Below are 17513 nucleotides of genomic sequence, written 5' to 3' on the forward strand. Positions count from 1 at the left end.
ACATGGTTCACAACGTGATAACTGATGTCACCCAGCGGATCATTGATCGCAGTAAGGATCAGCGCGGCCCGCATTTGCAGCGGATGGAGCAAGCCAAATCCAAAGGTCCGGCACGCGGGCATCTGTCCTGCAGCGGTCAGGCCCATGCTTATGCCGGTGCGGGGGAAGACCAGCAGTCGATGGCGACCGGCACCGCCGGCAATCTGGGCATCGTCACCGCCTATAACGACATGCTCTCGGCGCACCAGCCGTTTGAACGCTATCCGGAGCTGATCCGTCAGGCCGTCCGCGCCGCGGGCGGGACCGCACAGGTTGCAGGTGGCGTGCCCGCCATGTGTGATGGCGTTACGCAAGGCGAGGCGGGGATGGAGCTGTCGCTGTTTTCCCGTGATGTGATCGCATTGGCGGCCGGCGTGGCGCTCAGCCACAATACCTACGACGCGGCCGTTTTCCTCGGTGTCTGCGACAAGATCGTGCCGGGTCTTGTCATTGCGGCTCAAAGCTTTGGCCACTTGCCCGCCGTCTTCCTGCCCGCAGGTCCAATGACCAGCGGCTTGCCCAACGACGAAAAGGCCAAGGTTCGCCAGCAATTCGCCGCTGGTGAGGTGGGCCGCGAAGAGCTCATGGCCGCCGAGATGGCCGCCTATCATGGCCCGGGCACCTGCACTTTCTACGGTACGGCCAACACCAACCAGATGCTTATGGAGTTTATGGGGCTGCACCTGCCGGGCTCCAGTTTCATCAACCCGAATACACCGTTGCGCGATGCGTTGACCGAGGAAGGGGCGCGGCGCGCGCTTTCTCTGAGCGCGCTGGGCAATCATTACACACCGGTCTGTCAGATCCTCGACGAACGGGCCTTTGTCAACGGGATCGTTGGTCTGATGGCCACCGGCGGGTCCACCAACCTGTTGATCCACCTGATCGCCATGGCGCGGGCTGGCGGTATCATTCTCGACTGGCAGGACTTTTACGAAATCTCTGAGGTCGTTCCGCTGGTTGCCCGTGTTTATCCCAACGGTCTGGCAGACGTGAATCACTTCCACGCGGCGGGGGGCCTTGGATACTGCATCGGCACGCTGCTCGAAGACGGTCTGCTGCACCCCGACACACTGACTGTCGCCGGGCAGGGGCTGCATCGGTATACGCAGGAACCCAAGCTGATTGACGACGCGTTGGTCTGGCTGGACGGCCCGGATCACAGCCTGAACGAAAAGATCGTCCGTTCGGCCAAGGATCCATTCCAGCCCACCGGCGGCCTGTCGCGCCTGACCGGAAATCTCGGCACCGGCGTGATGAAGGTGTCAGCCGTGGCTCCGGAACATCAGGTGGTCGAGGCACCCGTCCGCGTTTTCCATGATCAGGGCGATGTCAAAGCGGCCTTTAAAGCCGGTGAGTTCACCGGTGATGTGATCGTCGTGGTTCGCTTTCAGGGACCAAAAGCCAATGGCATGCCCGAACTGCACTCACTGACCCCGATCCTGTCCGTCTTGCAAGGGCGCGGACAAAAGGTGGCGCTGGTCACCGATGGCCGCATGTCAGGCGCCTCGGGCAAAGTGCCCGCCGCTATTCACATCTGCCCAGAGGCGCTGGACGGTGGGGCCATCGCCTATCTTCAGGATGGCGACCTGATGCGGGTCGATGCGGTTAAGGGTGAGTTGGAAATTCTGACTCCCGGCGTTCTGGACCGCGCGCCTGCCGCAGCCGACCTGTCTGCGAACCAGTATGGCGTCGGACGCGATCTGTTCGGCACTTTCCGCCGTACGGTCGGTTCTGCCGATACCGGTGCCAGCGTTTTCGGAGTCTGAACTCATGTCCGCAAAAACCAAACGCACAAGAGAAATCTGCGCTCTCGCGCCCATTGTCCCGGTTCTGGTGGTCGAGGACGCCGAACAGGCCCGCCCGCTAGCTGAGGCTTTGGTTGCCGGTGGTCTACCTGCGCTGGAAGTCACGCTGCGCACCCCGGCCGCGCTGGATGCAATCCGCGCAATGGCGGATATTCCGGGTGGGGTCGTCGGTGCCGGTACGCTGGTCACACCCGAAGACGTCCGGGCCGCGAAGGAGGCGGGGGCGCAGTTTGGCGTCTCTCCCGGTGCGACCGACGCCCTGATCGCCGCCTGCGAGGCCGAAGGCCTGCCCTTGCTGCCCGGCGCGGCAACAGCCAGCGAGGCCATGCGGTTGCTTGAGCAGGGTTACGACATGCTCAAGTTCTTCCCTGCCGAGGCTTCGGGTGGCGCACCTGCGCTCAAGGCAATCGGCGCGCCCTTACCGCAGATCACGTTTTGCCCGACCGGCGGCGTGTCGCCGTCAAATGCGCGCGATTACCTGTCGCTGTCCAACGTGGTTTGCGCTGGCGGCAGCTGGGTCGCACCAAAAGAGATGGTCGTGAATGGCGATTGGGCCGGGATCCAAGCGCTCGCCCGCGAGGCGTCAAAGCTGATGGATTGACGCGGCTTCAACCTGCGTTAGGGTAGGCCTCAATTCAGACAGGTTGACCCCATGACAAACCGAATCTCCCTTGCGCAGGGGCGCGAGTATCTGGCTATTCCCGGACCTTCGGTCATGCCCGACGCGGTTTTGCAGGCGATGCATCGCCCGTCGCCCAATATCTACGAGGGCGAGTTGATCGAGATGATGCCGGCGCTGACCCAAGACCTGCGCCGCGTGGCCCGAACCAAACACGATGTCGCCATCTACATCGCCAACGGCCACGGCACGTGGGAGGCCGCACTCAGCAACGTTATCGCCCCGGGCGAAACCGTTCTGGCGCCCGCCTCGGGTCGGTTCACCCATGGCTGGGCCGAGATGGCCAAAGGCGTCGGGGCCCAAGTCGAGTTGCTGGATTTTGGAACGGCCGCGCCATGGGATTTTGCCCGCATCGCCGAGGTGCTGCGGGCGGATACAGAACATCGGCTCAAAGCAGTTCTCGCGGTGCATGTGGACACCTCGAGCTCGATCCGGAACGATATTCCCGCCCTGCGCGCATTGCTGGACGAGTTAGACCACCCGGCGCTTTTGATGGCGGATTGCATAGCCTCACTGGGTTGCGACCGCTTCGAGATGGATGCCTGGGGCGTCGACGTCACTGTGACCGCCTGTCAGAAGGGACTGATGACACCGGCGGGCGTGGGTTTTGTCTTTTTCAACGACAAGGCACAGGCCAAGCGGACCGCGATGCCGCGCGTCTCCCAATACTGGGATTGGCAGCCGCGTGCGAACCCGGATCTGTTTTACCAGTACTTCAACGGCACGGCACCGACCCATCACCTTTATGGGCTTCGCGCTGCGTTGGATATGATCCATGCAGAAGGGATCGAAGCTGTATGGTCGCGTCATGGCACGTTGGCGCGGGCGGTCTGGGCGGCTTGCGAAATCTGGTCCGAAGGCGGGGCGCTCAGTCTGAACGTCGCAGATCGCGATCGCCGCAGCCATGCGGTCACGGCACTCCGACTGACCGAAGGTCGTGGTAAACCCCTGCGCGACTACGCCGAAACTCGGCTGGGCCTGACCTTGGGCATCGGGCTGGGGATGGAAGATGTCAATGGATGCTTCCGTTTGGGCCATATGGGTCACGTTAATGGGCAGATGGTGATGGCCATGCTGGGCGGAATGGAAGCCGCGATGGCCAGTTTGAACATATCGCGTGGAAAAGGCGCATTGGACGCGGCCGCCGCCGAACTATCGGTCGTAAGCTAGACTTTGTCTCGTGCTTCCAGCAGCGCCTTGGGCAGTGCCGCAGCAAAGACATCCAGATCGGCGGGCTGTCCGCAGCTAACCCGGATACAACGGTTCTGCGGAGCGGCAAAGGGCATGCGGACAAACACGCCCTGATCCAGCAGCGCGTCCAGAACGGCCTTGGCAAAAGCACCGTCTTGGCCACAATCGATGGCAACGAAATTTGTGGCCGAGGGCAATGGGGTCAGGCCGTTCTGTGTAGCGATTTCACCAATCCGGTCGCGTGCCTTTGCAATCCGTGTCTGCACGTCGGACAGCCACGCATTATCCCTTAACGCGGCAAGTGCTGTGGCTTGAGCGGCTCGATTCATTCCAAAGTGATTGCGGACCTTGTTGAAGGCCGAGATCAACGCGGGCGCACCAAGGGCATAACCAACCCGCGCCCCAGCCAATCCGTAGACCTTGGAAAAGGTCCGCATCCGGATCACGCGCGGATCGTCTGCGGCGACCGGTGCGGCTGTTCCCTCAGGGGCGCACTCCACGTACGCCTCATCCAGCACCAGCAGGCAGTCACTGGGCAGACGAGCCATCGCAGCGACAATATCCGCACCGCGATGCCAGCTGCCCATCGGGTTGTCGGGATTTGCCATATAGACCAGTTTGGCATCTACCTCGGACGCTTTGGCAAACAACGCCGAAGGGTCTTCGTGATCAGCGGAATAGGGGACCTTGTGCAGGACACCGCCAAATCCGGCCACATGGTAGTTGAAGGTGGGATAGGCTCCGTCAGATGTGACGACAGCGTCTCCTGGCCCGACAATTAGGCGCACCAGATATCCCAGAAGCCCGTCAATGCCTTCGCCGACAACGATGTTCTCGGGCGCAACGCCATGAGCCGCCGCCAGCGCGTATCGCAGGTCATGATTCTCGGGGTCGCCATACATCCAGATGCCGTCCACCGCCTGCCGCATTGCCGCGATGGCGTTTGGGGATGGACCAAAAACGCTTTCATTTGCCCCCAATCGTGCCAGAAACGGCGCCCCACGCTGCCGTTCTTGTGTTTCAGGCCCGACAAACGGAACGGTTGCGGGCAGGGATTGGGCAAGCGGGGTATAGCGCGGACCGGTCATGGCCGCAGATAAGCGCAACCTCTGGTGTTGGGCAAGGCTTGCCGCAGATGGCATTCGGCGTCAGGGTGCACGCAATGGTCGCTCGGAGGTGTCATGCGCTATTTCCTCGGACTCGTGCTTGTTGGTCTTGCCTATCTTGTGTTTTGGCCCGTTCCGGTTGATCCGGTCGCCTACGAAGCGCCTGAACCGCCCGGCTTTACCGGCGACTTTGCCGAGAACACGGAACTGGACAAACTCACCCTGATTACACTGCCGGATGGAGAGATTGGCCCGGAAGATATTGCGGTTCTGCCGGACGGTGCAACTTATACTACTAGCCTTTCGGGTGTTCTCTATCGTATCGACGGGGACGAACCGGTTGAAATTGACAGGCTTGGGGGGCGCCCTCTTGGGTTGCGTGCCGGTCCTGACGGTGCGCTCTACATCGCGGACAGCTTTCGCGGCCTGATGCGCTGGACCGGGCCCGGAACGCTGGAAACTCTGGTATCCGAGATTGACAGTGCCCCTGTTATCTATGCCAACAACTTGGACGTGGCGCGCGATGGCACAGTCTATTTCTCGAACTCATCGGACCGGTTCGACCCTGAAACGATGGGCGGAACCAAACCCACCTCGGTTCTGACAATCTGGGAACAGTCCCCGACCGGCTATGTCGCGCGTTATTCACCTGATGGCGGTGCCGAGAAAATCGCCAAAGGGTTTGTCTATACCAACGGCATCGCCCTTTCACCGGACGAGGATTTTCTGCTGATCGCCGAGACCGGGCGTGCGCGCGTGCACAAGCTCTGGCTGGCCGGTCCAAAAGCCGGAACGCAGGAGGTTTTGATGGATAACCTGCCGGGATACCCTGACAATATCAAAGCTCAGGGCGACGGCACCTATTGGATGGCCTTCGCCAGTCCGCGTGTGCCATCTGAGGCGCTGATGCCTTATCCGTTCTTGCGCAAGGTCATCTGGCGCTTGGGACCGATGGTGCGCCCCGCGCCGATACATCGGGGCATGATGGTGCAGTTCGATGGCGAAGGTAACATCTTGAGCACATTGCAGGACCCGGATGGACGGCTCGGCATTACAACCGGCGGTCAGGTTGTCGGCGATCAGTTCTATGTAATGACGCTGGAGTCTCCGTGGTTTGGCCGGATGCCCGCCGCCGATCTGCCCTGACGTCGCTGTGGCAATGGGCCGGACTTTCAGGGCATGGTTGGCGAAACAGGATTTGGAGGACCCCGATGGCACGCGTATCTGTCGAGTATAAGGATCACATCGCTCGGGTGACACTGACCCGGGGCGACAAGATGAATGCGCTGGATGACGCAATGGTCCAGGCAATCCTGTCCGCAGGGCAGGAGGTTGCAGCCTCGGACGCCCGCGCTGTCGTTTTGGCGGGCGAAGGCAAAAGCTTCTGCGCCGGGCTCGATATGGCCAGCTTTGCGTCAATGGCCCACAAGGATCCGACGGAATGGCTGATGAGCCGCAGCCATGAGGACGCCAACGAAATGCAGGAACTCGCTCTGGTCTGGCGCCGCGTGCCCGTTCCGGTCATCTGCGCCATTCAGGGCGTGGCGTATGGCGGCGGTCTTCAGATCGCGTTGGGCGCGGATATCCGCATCGCGCATCCCGAGGCAAAACTGGCCGTGATGGAAATGAAATGGGGCATCATTCCCGACATGGGCGGGATGGTTCTTTTGCCGCAACTGGTCCGCTCGGACGTTCTGCGCCTGCTCACCTACACCGCTCGCCCCATTGGCGCACAACAGGCTACGGATTGGGGTCTGGTTACCAAACTGTCGGACGATCCGCAGACCGAAGCGCTGGCGCTCGCCGAAAACATCGCCAACCAGAGCCCATCGGCGATCCGCGCCGCCAAGCGTGTGATCGACGTGGCCGAGTCCAAATCCCGCGCAGAGGTATTGCTGGCGGAATCCGCAGAACAGGTAGAGTTGATCGGCAAACCGGATCAGATGGAAGTGATTTCGGCCCAGATGCAGGGCCGAACACCGGAGTTCAAGTGACTATCTCAAAAATGCCCGCCGGGCGTCCCGCGCCATGTTGTAACGCATTTCGAGCTCCGCGATCTTCGCCATTGCAGCCTTCCGGTCTTGCGGGTCCGTGAGCGCCGCATAGGCTTTGCGGGCGGCATCAAGCTGTTTCCTGATATCGAATTCCTCTGGCAACACTCCGGTCTGCGCCATGATCCGGTTACCTGCGGCCAACGCAGGGTCGGTTTGCGCGTCCGAGGACCGGTCGGGCAGGGGCTTCCCTTCACCCTCCAACCCTTCAAGCTGGCCTTCAGCCTGTGCCTTTCTGATCTGGCGTTCGACCAGTTTTCCAAGTGACCCGCGCATGATCCGACTATAGGCCCGCGAGCGCCGGTGCAAAAGCCCTACCGCACTCGGTTCGAGACTAGGTAGGTGATGCCACCGGCCACCAACCCCCAGACCGCCGCGCCCAAGCCGAACACGGTGATCCCGGATGCCGTGATCGCAAGCGTCAGGATCGCGGCCTCGCGTTCGGCAGGCACCTCAAGCGCCGCAAAGGCCGCATTGGCCATCACGCCAATCAGCGCGACACCGGTCAGGGTCCCCATCAACAGCGGATCGGCATGGGCCGCAAAACCGGTGATGGCCACCGCAAAGACACCGAAGAGGCAATAGAACGCGCCTGCCATGATCGCCGACCAATAGCGTTGATCCGGGTCCGGATGGCTGTCTTCGTTCGAGCACATCGCTGCAGTGATGGCCGCAAGACAGGTGGCAGGCGCGCCAAATGGCGCGGACAGAATACTGGCGCCACCAACTGATGAGAACAACCGACCTGCCCGGGGCGCGTAGCCATAGCTGCGCATCACCGCAACGCCGGGGATATTCTGGGTGGCCATAGTGACAATGAATAGCGGTAGTCCGATTCCAATGGCGGAGGCCAGCGAAACGCTTGGCATGGTCCAGACCGGTGCTGCCAAATACTGCTCTGGCCGCACCGACGTGTCACCTGCGCTGACCACAACGACAAGCGCTGCAGCCACCACCGCCGCAGGCACGGCGAACAGGCGATTGAACCGCCCGGCGACGAACCATGTCAGGATCACAGGCAAAGCCTGCCACGGCAGCTCGACGGCTGCTTTGAACGGCACGATACACAGCGGCAGCAGCACACCTGCCAACATGGCCTGAGCCAGGGTTGTCGGGATCGCAGCGGCCAACCGCCCCAACGGACGCCACAAACCTGCGAGGACGGTCAGAGCGCCGGCGCACAGAAAGGCGCCAATGGCGCCCGAAAACCCTTCGATTGGGGTGGCAGACACCGCCAGCAGCGCCGCCCCTGGTGTGGACCAGGCCACGCTGATCGGTTGTCTGTACCACAGGCTCAGGACAATCGCCGCCAGCCCCATGGCAATGGCCGCACTCATCAGGCCCGAGGCCGCCTCGGACGGTGATGCACCCATCGCCGCCAAGCCCTGCAGGACAATCGGGAAGGAACTGAAAAAGCCCACGACGGCAACCACCAGCCCGGTCGAAACGGTTTGCATCGGGGGTAAGGTCTGCGACATCGGCTCCTCGGGGTTGCCACCCGCACTTGCTAGCAACCGCAAGACGCTGACAACAAGGGGAAATGCGACAGCGCCAAAGGAAAACCCGCCATCGTTAAGGTGGCGGGTTCGAGGTCTTGGTTTGGAAGACGACCAGATCAGGCGATTTCGGCCAACCGGTCCAGCGCCTCGTTCAGCTTGGCCTCTTCCTCTTCGCGGGCGGCGAGATTGGCTTTGGCTTCCTCGACCACCTCTTCTGGGGCCGAGGCCACGAATTTGGGGTTGTTCAGACGTCCACGCAGACCGCCAAGTTCCTTGGCCAGCTTGCCTTTGGCTTTCTCCAGCCGTTCCTTTTCTGCACCAATGTCGATGATGTCCGCCAGTGGCAGACCAAATGAGGCTCCGGGGGCGGCGATTGAGATGGTGCCCTTGGGCAGTTCGCCGGCCTTAGTCAGGCTGTCGATCCGCGCCAGACGCTTGATCAGCGCCTCGTTGCGGTCCCATGCGGCTTGGCCGTTCGCGTCGATTTCAGTCACCAGCATCGGAACGTACAGACCAGCAGGTACCCGCATCTGCGCGCGGGCTGAGCGGGTGTTTTCGATCACCGAGATCACCCAATTCATCTCACGATCCGCATCCGCATCGACAAGTTCGGTGCCGTATGTGGGCCAGTCGGCATGGACGGCCATCTTGGCGCGGCTACCGGTCAGGCCCCAGAGTTCCTCGGTGATGAAGGGCATGATCGGGTGCAGCAGGACCATACACTGATCCAGTACCCAGCGCATGGTGGCGCGGGTTTCGGCCTGTGCTTCGGCGTCATCACCCTGCAGCAAGGGTTTGGACAACTCCACGTACCAGTCGCAAACCTTGCCCCAGACGAAGGCATAAAGCCCGTTGGCCGCATCGTTGAAACGATAGCTTTCCAGCGCCGCGTCGACCTCTTCCCGCACGCGGGCGGTTTCGCCGATGATCCAGCGGTTCACGGCGGCTTTGGGTTTCAGATCGGCGACGTCCAGTCGCGGCACGGCGTCTTTGAATACCTCGTTCATCTCGGCAAAGCGGACGGCATTCCACAGTTTGGTGCCGAAGTTGCGATAGCCGGTGATGCGTTCGCGGGACAGTTTCAGCACGCCCCCAATGGCCGCCATCGAGGCGTTGGTAAAGCGCAGCGCGTCGGCGCCGAATTCATCCACGATCTCCAGTGGGTCGATGACGTTGCCGGTGGTCTTGGACATCTTCTTGCCCTTCTCGTCGCGGACAAGCTGGTGCAGGTAGACGGTGTGGAACGGGATCTGATCGACCACGGCCAGTTGCATCATCATCATCCGGGCGACCCAGAAGAACAGGATGTCGAAGCCGGTGATCAGAACGTCCGTGGGGAAGTAGCGCTCTAGCTCCTCGGTCTGCTCGGGCCAGCCCAGCGTGCCGATAGGCCAGAGGCCGGACGAGAACCAGGTGTCGAGGACGTCGGGGTCGCGGACTAGCGAAATCCAAAACAGATCGTTGTCAGTGATCTGGTCATCCCTTCTGCTTATATCAACTTGAGTGTGTAAGCGCGGACTTGTCGCACCCACGCCGTCAAGTTTTCGGTCCACCGCAACGTCGAATTTGTCGCCATAGTAGGCTCGTGCTTTCTTCAGCATCGCTGTTTCATTCGGTGCGCAGAATGCAACGGCATTATCTAACCTAGACCAATATGTTTCGTCTGCGCATTCTTGCTCTCTTTGTTCGAGAACACTTGATCTTAAGTAGGCGTCATCGATTTTCGGCCCATACCAAACCGGAATCTGATGCCCCCACCACAACTGGCGCGAAATGCACCAGGGCTCGATGTTTTCCAGCCAGTGGTAATAGGTCTTCTCGCCCGACTCGGGGATGATCTTGACCGTGCCGTCTTTGACCGCATCCAGTGCCGGGCCGACGACTTTTTCGGCGTCAACGAACCACTGGTCGGTGAACATCGGCTCGATGACCACCTTCGAGCGGTCGCCGAAGGGCTGCATGATCGGTTTGCTCTCGACCAGCGGAACAAGTGCTGCCGGATCATCATCTTCGCCCAGCTTGGTGCCCAGAACTGGATCATCTGCGCGGGTCATCACGGCCAAACCGTCAGCGGTGATCTCTTCGACGACCTTCGCGCGCGCCTCGAACCGGTCGAGTCCGCGCAGGTGATCGGGGACGAGGTTGACCGCGTCGATCTCGTTCTCGGTGAACGCGCGACCACGCGCGTACTCCTGCGCTATGTCTGCCGCTTCCGCATAGGGCGCACCATCGGCCCGCATCGCGCCTTTGGTGTCCATCAGGCGGTACATCGGAATGCCGCCGCGCTTGGCGACCATATTGTCGTTGAAGTCATGCGCGCCGGTGATCTTCACCGCGCCCGAGCCGAAATCCGGGTCCGGATAGTCATCGGTGATGATCGGAATCTGACGACGATGCTCTTTTGGCCCAACCGGGATTTCGCAGAGTTTCCCGACGATTGGCGCGTATCGCTCATCTGATGGATGAACCGCAACCGCGCCATCGCCCAGCATGGTCTCAGGGCGGGTCGTGGCGATGGAAATGTAGTCGCGCTCCTCGCGAAAGATCACATTCCCATCTTCATCTTTTTCCAAATACTCATATGTCTCACCGCCCGCCAAGGGGTATTTGAAGTGCCACATGTGACCGGCAACTTCGATGTTCTCGACTTCCAGGTCCGAGATTGCCGTCTCAAAATGCGGGTCCCAGTTGACCAGTCGCTTACCGCGATAGATCAGGCCTTTCTCGTACATATCGACAAAGACCTTGATCACCGCATCGTGAAAATTCGCAGAATTTTCGTGCCCCTTGCGCGGGTCGCCCGGGGCGCCCGCCATGGTAAAGGCGTTGCGCGACCAGTCGCAACTGGCGCCAAGACGCTTGAGCTGTTCAATGATCGTGCCGCCGTATTCGCCCTTCCATTCCCAGACTTTCTCAAGGAACTTCTCGCGCCCCAACTCGCGCCGCCCTTCGTTGCCCTGCGCCGCCAGCATCTTTTCCACTTGCATCTGCGTGGCGATGCCCGCATGGTCCTGACCGGGCTGCCACAGCGTGTCAAAGCCGCGCATCCGGTGCCATCGGATCAGGATGTCCTGCAGCGTGTTGTTGAACGCGTGACCCACGTGCAAAGCACCCGTCACGTTGGGCGGCGGGATCATGATGGTAAAGCTTTCGTCGCGCGAACGGTTCGCGCCGGCCTCGAAGGCTCCGGCCTCTTCCCAAGCCTCGTAAATGCGGGCCTCGGCCTCGGCCGCGTTAAATGTCTTTTCCATCGCCATGGGGTGCGTCCTGCGTCATCGATCTCGGGTCAGCGCCTGCAATAGCGAATGGACGCGGGAAGGGGAAGGCCCCGAACGCCTCTGACGCTCTTCTTACCCCTGATCCGGAGGCGATCCATAGAGTGCAAGGCCCTCGTTCGCGCCCTGTGCCATTGCCTTGGCCTGATCTGCCCGAATGCGGGCATGCAGGTCCAGCGCTTCGGTCGAGAACAACTCGGTTGGCGCCGGGATATGCACAAAATTTCCAACCCGATCCGCGCCGCGCGCCAGAATCGCGTAGTCGCGGTCAGCCACCTTTTGCTGCGCATTGGGGTTCAAATAGCGAATGGCCAACCCGATGCGCCGATCATCGGACACGTTGGGGCCCGAGCCGTGAATGGTCAGCCCGTGATGCAGGGACATCTGGCCGGGCTCCAATTCGATATGGGTTTTGTCCGTGTCCGCGACATCCACAGCCACCTCCTGCCCCCGCGACAGCAGGTTGTTGTCCGAGAACGTATCGGTATGCGGTAGGATTGGGTTCTTGTGGCTACCCTTGACGAAATCCATGCACCCGCTTTCCACTGTGGCTGGCGACAACGCAATCCACGCTGTCAACTGATCCGGCGTCTCGCCCATGCCCCAGTAGGTCAGGTCCTGATGCATCCCGACAACCTGCGTCGTGTGCGGTTCCTTAATGAACAGCTCCGCCGACCAGAGCAGCAGGTCAGGCCCCAGAATGCCTTCGACCACATCCAAGACGCGCGGGTCCAGAGCGATCCGGGCGGCCAAAGGCATCACCACATGGGCGTTCACCCGTTTGTACATATTCAGCGGCAAGGGCAGATCGGCCTCACGCCATGTGTCTTCTATAGTTTCCAGTTCGGCGCGAAAGCCCGCGACTTCGGCGGCCGGAAAGACCGGGATGGGAAAGGCGAATCCATCGGCCCAGTAGGCTTCGATGGTTTGATTGTCCAAACGACCGTTTGTCAGTGCGATAGCAGCGGGCATGCGACCTCCATGAGCCTGAACCTGTCCTTTGAGGCTAAAGAACATATTCTTTTGAATGCCATGCCGTTTGCGACATACACGTCGCAACGGCTTCTATATTGGGAACCGGTACAAATTTCATCGAAATCGGTGCTGTTGTGGTTCAACAAGATACCAAATGAACACATCCTCGTGTGTACGCCCGATCATGAGAGACGAAATCGTAAGGTTTTTGCTGGATAGTTCCAACACTACGGTGCCCGACCCAAGCGAGGCCAATATTGCGAGCTCTTGCGGTTTCACGCGTTCTTACGGATGGGAGAGTTGGTTGAAACGGTATGATCGAAACCATCTGACGGGTGTTGAACACGCGCGCGTTGCATGATGCCGACCGGCAACGGCTCACGGCTTCGTTTATGGATTGCGCCTTGCTGCGCGACGCTGAGATACCCATCATTAGGGTTACCCAGGTGCCGGTTCCGTCAACCGTTAATCCAACGTGTACGACCGGTTGAGACGAGCTTGGCACTGCGGGCGCGCCAACTGACGTGGCAAACGCGGGTCAGGACGCGTTTAGGAAGACAGGGTGCGGCAGACAGGCTTGCTGTTCACACCCGACAAGGATTGGAAAGTGTTGACGCCATGGTTCTGTCGCGGCTGAGTAGGAAGGTTCTGGGATGGCTTGGACGGCCCTTGCGGTCCGAGCATTCCGCCGAGACGCGGCATCGCGAACCGATCAGCCATGTCATCATTCTGGACGGCACAATGTCAACGTTGGAACCGGGGTATGAAACCCACGCGGGCCAGACCCTTCGGCTGTGCTGCGAGATGGGGAGCAAAGTTTCGGTTTTTTATGAATCCGGTGTCCAGTGGGACAGCTGGAAATCCTCACTTGATGTAATGATGGGGCGGGGCATTAATCGCCAGATCCGCCGCGCTTATGGTTATCTGGCATCTCGCTACAAACCCGGCGACCGGATCTTTTTCATGGGGTATTCGCGGGGCGCTTACGGGGTGCGCAGCCTCGCCGGCGTGATCGACATGATCGGATTGCTCAAGGCAGAGCACGCAACCGAGCGCAATATCAAACAGGCCTACCGGCACTATGAATGTAACCCGGGTGGACCCGCAGCCCGAGATTTTCGGCGTAAATTCTGTCACGACACGGTCGCGATCGAAATGGTCGGTGTGTGGGATACGGTCAAGGCTTTGGGCCTGCGCCTGCCGCTGTTGTGGCGCCGGGCCGAAAAACGGCATGCCTTTCACAACCACCGGCTGGGCCCGTCGATCCGCCACGGGTATCACGCCATGGCATTGGACGAGACGCGCGAGGTCTATGAGCCGGTGTTGTGGGAGTGCATGCCGGAATTCAAGGGCCACGTCGAACAAGTCTGGTTCCGCGGAACCCATGGCGATGTTGGCGGCCAGCTCAACGGGTACGAACAGGCGCGACCGCTCAGCAATATCTCCCTGATCTGGATGCTGGACAAAGCGCAATTGCATGGCCTGCCTTTGCCCGAGGGGTGGCGCGCCCGCTTTCCCACCGATGTGCATGCCCCCTCGGTGGGGACGTGGCGGGGTTGGGGCAAGATATTCCTGCTACGCAAGCACCGGAAAATCGGTCAGGACCCGTCCGAGCGTTTGCATGTTTCGGTAGCACCCGACGAGTTGCCGCGATGGGTGCCGATGCCGAATTTACCATCGCACCCGGCGCAGTAGGCTCAGGCCGTCAATCGAATACAGCGGCAGTGCGACCAACGGCATTTGACTGAAAAGCCGCCTGGATGTCCGCACCCAGATTTCGCGTCAGCGACAAATCGGGCAGAGCATTCGGCGGAAAAAAGGCGGCGTCGTGTGTTTCTTCACCCGGTGTGGGCGCCTGGTCGCCGATCTCATCGCACAGAAAGAACAGTTTGTAGAAGTCACGTGCGTCCGCCGGATATGGATGCCTTGCCTTGTGGCGCAGGGCAAATAGGTGACCGGCCCGAACCCGTAGTCCCGCTTCTTCCCAAACCTCGCGCTCGATGTTTTCCGCAGGTGAACTGCCGATATCCGCAAAGCCACCGGGCATCGCCCAAAACCCGTCGCTGCGTTCGCGCACCAGAAGAATGCAACCATCGCGAATAACTGCGCCGCGAATATCGATGCTGGGCGTGGCATAACCTGCCGCGTGTTGCGATATCAGACCATCGATATGCGACAGCGGCACCTGACCCAGATCGGCCAGCATCGCGCGTGCGATTTCAGCGATCTCTTCGAATCGCTCGCGGTCGAACGGATCTTTGCTAAAATGTTGGCCCGTTTCGGCAAGTGCCAGCAGTCGTTTGGCACGTGCCAGCCAGGTATCCTCCATCGCTGTCGGATCCTGGCGCATCAGGCTCAGCGCCGCCGGTCTCTGCGTGAACTCATCGGTTGGAACGCAACGCCGACATGCGCCTCGCAATAGGGCTTGCCGGGCTCAACTGGCAGACCGCAGAACCAAAAATCCTCGGTCGCGGGGTCGCCCACGGGCCATTTGCAGGTTTTCTCGGTCAACTCCATCAGCGTCAGCTTTTTCGCTTTCTTCTCGACCTCGTTCACCTTGGCCAGGGCCTCGGGGCTTATTTCATTGGCCGAAGGTTGCGGCGGCAGAGGTTGACCGGCGGGGATAATCTGACGGCGGGCCGGTGCGGCCGGTTTTGCTTCGGGTGCCGGGGCAGGGCGCGCCGGTTCTGTCTTGGGCGTAGGTTTGGGCTTGGCTTCGGCTTTGGGCGCGGGTTTTTCCTTGGCGTCGGATTTTGACGGGCTTGCGCCGGTTGCGCGGTTCGACAGGCCCAGACGGTGCACTTTGCCAATCACCGCATTGCGGGTCACGCCACCCAGTTCCTTGGCGATCTGGCTGGCCGACTGGCCTTCGCCCCACATTTTCTTCAGCAGTTCTACACGCTCATCTGTCCAGGACATGCGCTTCCTTTCAAAAGCGGGAAAGCGGCCCCGGATTCGGGCCGCCTTCGGAATTCTCTCAGCCCCCTATTCTAAACACTGCAGCCCGAGTTACAAGCTGTCTTCGAATCAGGTAAGGGGCAAAACATGCAGATTCCCACGGATCAGGGCGCGCGCCGTTTCGGAGCGGTCAATTGGATGGGCCTTTACACTTTGGCGCAGCGCGAAACCCTGCGGTTTCTGGCGGTCTGGACCCAGACTTTGCTGGCACCGCTGGTAACCGCGGGGCTGTTCCTGTTGATCTTCAACATCGCCATCGGCCCGGGCCGACCTGACGTGATGGGGGTGCCGTTCCTGACGTTTTTGGCCCCTGGCATCATGATGATGACAGTGATCCAGAACGCCTTTGCCAACACCTCGTCTTCGATGGTGATTGCCAAGGTGCAGGGCAACATCGTGGATACGCTGATGCCGCCGCTATCGCCGGTCGAAATTTTGCTGGGATATCTGGCGGGCGGCGTCGCGCGCGGGGTGCTGATCGCGCTGGTTGTCGCAATCGCATTGGGGCTTGTTCTGGGTTTAGTGCCGCAAAACCCGCTTATTGCGCTGATTTTCGTCGTACTTGGCGGCGCCTTCATGGGTGCGTTGGGCCTTCTTGCCGGGATTTTTGCCAACAAATACGATCAGATGGCCGCGATCACAAATTTTGTGGTCACGCCGTTGGCGTTTTTGTCGGGCACCTTTTACTCGGTTGAGGATTTGCCGCCTCTCCTGAACCACATCAGCCATGTGAACCCGGTGTTTTATCTGATTGACGGGCTGCGATACGGTATGATCGGCGTATCGGACAGTTCGCCGTATCTGGGGCTGTTGGTGTGCAGCGGTGCAACCGTGCTGATCGGTGTGCTGATCTGGCAGATGTTGCGCACCGGTTACCGTCTCAAACCCTGACGCTGCCGGGCTTCGCGCCAGACCAGAATCAGTGCCCCAGTCAGAATAATGGTGGACCCGGTCACGCTGACGGCATCCGGGATCACACCAAAGATCGCGAAATCGTAAAACGCCGCAAAGATCAGTGTTGCATAGCTGACCGGCGCAACGAACGAGGCATCCGCACGCGCCATTCCATTGACAAAACAGGCCTGCGCACACGCCATCAGCACGCCGATCCCGACAAGCGCCCCCCATTGCGCGGTCGTGGGTGGATGCCAGACGAAAAGCACGGCGACCGTGGCAATCGCCAACCCCATCGAGTTGTTGACCAGCAGAATCTGGATCGGCGCCTCACGCCCTGAGAGCTTTTTGATGAAAATCAACTCCATCCCGATCACCACAGCGGCCGACAGGGCCAGCAGGGCCGCTGGCTGAAAACTTGCAGGCGTCGGGCGCAGTAGGATCAACGCCCCGGTCAGTGCCACAGCAGCAGCCAGCCATCGCCATGGCCCAACGCCTTCTTTCAGCAAAGGAATGGCCAGAACCATGGCAAACACAGGATTCAGAAACGAAATCGCTGTTGCGTCGGCGATCGGAATATAGGCGACCGATGCGAACATGAGCGTGATCCCCAGCCACCCAAAACTTGTGCGCCCAATGTGCAACCCCCAATGGGTCTTTTGTAGTTTGGGTCTTAATACGGCCACTGCGCTTATGATGGTCAGAAACGCAAACATGAACCGTCCATGGCTGATCTGCATCGGATGCAGGGGCGGGCCCAGTGTGTCGGTTCCCAAGGCCTTTGCCAGCAACGTGGTTGCCGCGATGAACGCGCTTGCGACGAAGATCAGCAGCGCCGCAAGGGGCGGATTATGCGTTTTCGGAACGAACATGCCATAGCGGTGGAGCCTGGGACGCAAAATGGCAAGCCGGAAATGCGCCCGTGTGTGTCTCAAATCTTAAATTCGCCTGAAGGCGATATTCGGGGTTTTCAGATCGCACCCGCCCCGCTATACGGCGCACATGATCAAAGTTGCACATATCCTGCGCCTCCGACGC

The 17513-nt window shown here is 60.4% G+C and carries 15 protein-coding genes; 7 read left to right on the top strand and 8 right to left on the bottom strand.

Going from position 1 to position 17513, the window contains the following annotated elements:
* Nucleotides 1–2: 2 nt before the first annotated feature.
* From edd to ACR3ES_RS10430, 3 genes are read left to right on the top strand one after another with little or no spacing between them, the layout of a single operon-like run.
* Nucleotides 3–1808 carry a phosphogluconate dehydratase gene (gene edd, locus ACR3ES_RS10420; protein WP_170432154.1) on the top strand — a complete coding sequence of 602 codons (1806 nt, stop codon included), beginning with the start codon at nucleotides 3–5 and terminating at the stop codon, nucleotides 1806–1808.
* A gap of 4 nt (nucleotides 1809–1812) precedes the next feature.
* Nucleotides 1813–2448: a bifunctional 4-hydroxy-2-oxoglutarate aldolase/2-dehydro-3-deoxy-phosphogluconate aldolase gene (locus ACR3ES_RS10425; RefSeq protein WP_170432157.1), complete on the top strand. Its 636-nt coding sequence runs from the start codon at nucleotides 1813–1815 to the stop codon at nucleotides 2446–2448.
* Between the two features lie 51 nt (nucleotides 2449–2499).
* Nucleotides 2500–3696, top strand: a complete 1197-nt coding sequence (locus ACR3ES_RS10430; protein WP_170432160.1) for an aminotransferase class V-fold PLP-dependent enzyme — start codon at nucleotides 2500–2502, stop codon at nucleotides 3694–3696.
* Here ACR3ES_RS10430 and ACR3ES_RS10435 read toward each other — a convergent pair.
* Complete coding sequence (locus ACR3ES_RS10435) at nucleotides 3693–4805, bottom strand: pyridoxal phosphate-dependent aminotransferase (RefSeq protein WP_170432163.1); 1113 nt, start codon at nucleotides 4803–4805, stop codon at nucleotides 3693–3695. The genes ACR3ES_RS10430 and ACR3ES_RS10435 overlap by 4 nt on opposite strands.
* A 93-nt stretch (nucleotides 4806–4898) precedes the next feature.
* On the opposite strand from ACR3ES_RS10435, the gene ACR3ES_RS10440 reads away from it, so the two are divergent.
* A complete protein-coding gene (locus ACR3ES_RS10440; protein ID WP_170432167.1) occupies nucleotides 4899–5969 on the top strand; it encodes an SMP-30/gluconolactonase/LRE family protein in 1071 nt (356 codons plus the stop codon).
* Nucleotides 5970–6034: 65 nt separating this feature from the next.
* Entirely contained in the window at nucleotides 6035–6817 is a 783-nt protein-coding gene (locus ACR3ES_RS10445) for a crotonase/enoyl-CoA hydratase family protein (protein ID WP_170432170.1), read from the top strand.
* Here the strand turns inward: ACR3ES_RS10445 and ACR3ES_RS10450 are convergent, their stop codons facing one another.
* The 4 genes from ACR3ES_RS10450 to ACR3ES_RS10465 form a co-directional block, all read right to left on the bottom strand.
* Entirely contained in the window at nucleotides 6818–7150 is a 333-nt protein-coding gene (locus ACR3ES_RS10450) for a DnaJ family domain-containing protein (protein WP_170432173.1), read from the bottom strand.
* 38 nt (nucleotides 7151–7188) lie between these two features.
* Nucleotides 7189–8352: a benzoate/H(+) symporter BenE family transporter gene (locus ACR3ES_RS10455; RefSeq protein WP_170432176.1), complete on the bottom strand. Its 1164-nt coding sequence runs from the start codon at nucleotides 8350–8352 to the stop codon at nucleotides 7189–7191.
* A gap of 137 nt (nucleotides 8353–8489) precedes the next feature.
* A complete protein-coding gene (locus tag ACR3ES_RS10460) occupies nucleotides 8490–11630 on the bottom strand; it encodes a valine--tRNA ligase (protein WP_170432179.1) in 3141 nt (1046 codons plus the stop codon).
* Nucleotides 11631–11723: 93 nt separating this feature from the next.
* Nucleotides 11724–12620: a phytanoyl-CoA dioxygenase family protein gene (locus ACR3ES_RS10465; RefSeq protein WP_170432182.1), complete on the bottom strand. Its 897-nt coding sequence runs from the start codon at nucleotides 12618–12620 to the stop codon at nucleotides 11724–11726.
* Between the two features lie 621 nt (nucleotides 12621–13241).
* Between ACR3ES_RS10465 and ACR3ES_RS10470 the strand changes: the two genes are divergently transcribed.
* Nucleotides 13242–14318 carry a T6SS phospholipase effector Tle1-like catalytic domain-containing protein gene (locus ACR3ES_RS10470; protein WP_170432378.1) on the top strand — a complete coding sequence of 359 codons (1077 nt, stop codon included), beginning with the start codon at nucleotides 13242–13244 and terminating at the stop codon, nucleotides 14316–14318.
* A gap of 10 nt (nucleotides 14319–14328) precedes the next feature.
* Here the strand turns inward: ACR3ES_RS10470 and ACR3ES_RS10475 are convergent, their stop codons facing one another.
* The gene (locus tag ACR3ES_RS10475; RefSeq protein ID WP_480425312.1) at nucleotides 14329–14973 is read right to left on the bottom strand and encodes an NUDIX hydrolase; all 645 of its coding nucleotides are present in this window, start codon (nucleotides 14971–14973) and stop codon (nucleotides 14329–14331) included.
* A gap of 5 nt (nucleotides 14974–14978) precedes the next feature.
* Complete coding sequence (locus tag ACR3ES_RS10480) at nucleotides 14979–15542, bottom strand: GcrA family cell cycle regulator (RefSeq protein ID WP_170432184.1); 564 nt, start codon at nucleotides 15540–15542, stop codon at nucleotides 14979–14981.
* Nucleotides 15543–15668: 126 nt separating this feature from the next.
* Between ACR3ES_RS10480 and ACR3ES_RS10485 the strand changes: the two genes are divergently transcribed.
* Complete coding sequence (locus ACR3ES_RS10485) at nucleotides 15669–16472, top strand: ABC transporter permease (RefSeq protein WP_170432187.1); 804 nt, start codon at nucleotides 15669–15671, stop codon at nucleotides 16470–16472.
* On the opposite strand, the gene ACR3ES_RS10490 is transcribed toward ACR3ES_RS10485, so the two are convergent.
* Nucleotides 16454–17347, bottom strand: coding sequence for a DMT family transporter (locus ACR3ES_RS10490; protein ID WP_480425570.1), 894 nt, complete (start codon nucleotides 17345–17347; stop codon nucleotides 16454–16456). The two genes, ACR3ES_RS10485 and ACR3ES_RS10490, sit on opposite strands and share 19 nt — an antisense overlap.
* Nucleotides 17348–17513 lie beyond the last annotated feature (166 nt).

This window comes from Ruegeria sp. B1, assembly GCF_056535885.1.